1 protein-coding gene is annotated in these 1,526 nt (G+C 34.0%); it reads right to left on the bottom strand.

Annotated elements, in window-relative coordinates:
* The coding region (locus tag ACJ5H0_RS23030; protein WP_411252185.1) for a non-ribosomal peptide synthetase at positions 1 to 1,526 on the bottom strand (1,526 nt) is incomplete at both ends.

Here is a 1,526-nt window from a genome sequence, read left to right on the forward strand (position 1 = left end):
TTTCTGTCAATTTTTTGATTTGGAGTTAATGGAAATTCTTCTAACGGAATGATCACATTGGGGATCATATAATAAGGCAGACTCATCTGCAAATGGGTCATAATCTTTTCAAGATCAATTTCTTCATCTTTTAAAACATACGCTACCAGAAAAGCTTCCTGTTGGCTTTCTTTTTTTGCAATGACAACAGATGTTTTAATCCCATCGATCTGATTTAGCTGAGTTTCTATATCTCCCAGCTCAATTCTGTAGCCTCTGATTTTAACCTGACTATCATTGCGTCCTAAAAATTCAATTTCTCCTTTTTCATTCCATTTTCCAACATCTCCTGTTTCGTACAATAGGGTTCCTGAATCAAAAGGATTATTAATAAATTTTTCCTTTGTCAGTTCTTCATTGTTATAATACCCTTTTGCAAGGCCAGCTCCTGCTATATAAATTGTACCGGCAATATTTAAAGGCATTGGGTTTAAATAGTGATCGAGAATATAGAATTGGGTATTATGGATGGGGTTTCCAATGTTTGAAGCATCTTCCGGAGATCCTATTTTTTTCATGCTGGACCATATTGTGGTTTCTGTGGGACCATACATATTCCAGACTTCTGAGCTTTTATCAATCAAATCAGCAGCTAATGCTTCACTTAATAAATCTCCTCCACACAGTATTTTTAGCCTTTTATCTCCTTGCCAGTCTGCATTAAAAAGCATTTGATAAAAACTTGGTGTAGCCTGAATGATCGTGGGTCTTACTTCCTCAATTTTTTTTATAATTAAATTGGGATCGGCTAAAACATGTTTATCAGCTACATATAAAAGGGCTCCTGAAATTAAGGGTACAAAAAACTCCAATATTGAAATATCAAACGAATATGTTGTGACTGAAAAAAACAGGTCATTAATATTTACTCCTGGAGATTCCTGAATACTTGTCAGGAAATTAACCAATGACTGATGTCCTATTTCAACGCCTTTAGGGTTACCCGTAGAACCTGAGGTATAAATAATATAGGCTGTATCTTCAGGCAAAATGACTTTATTGACAATTCCTTGAAAATCATTTATTCTTTCGAGAATATTTTCTAATTCCAATACGGTTACATCAGCTTCCAGATTATCCAGACCATCATTCTTTTGAGTAAAAAGTAATTTACTCTGGCTATTTGCTATAATATAACGTAATCTGTCTTTTGGAAATGTCGGATCTAAAGGAATATAGGGTCTTCCGATTTTTAATATACCCAATAAAACAGCAACTAAATTTGCGGATCTTTCTAATAAAACAGCAATAGGAGATGGCTCTTTATCGCCATAAACCGTAATAAGATATTCTGCTATCTGGCTCGATAGAATATCGAGTTCAGAATACGAATAGGACCTATTTCCGTCTCTTATTGCTTCTTTATCAGGGGTTTTTAACACCTGGGCCTGAAATAGACTAACTACTGTTTCTTCTTTAGGATAAATTACGTCTGTATTATTAAAATCTATGAGTATTTGTTTTAATTCTTCTTCGGATAAATAATT

This window comes from Chryseobacterium proteolyticum, assembly GCF_046591535.1.
Lineage (GTDB): Bacteria > Bacteroidota > Bacteroidia > Flavobacteriales > Weeksellaceae > Chryseobacterium > Chryseobacterium proteolyticum.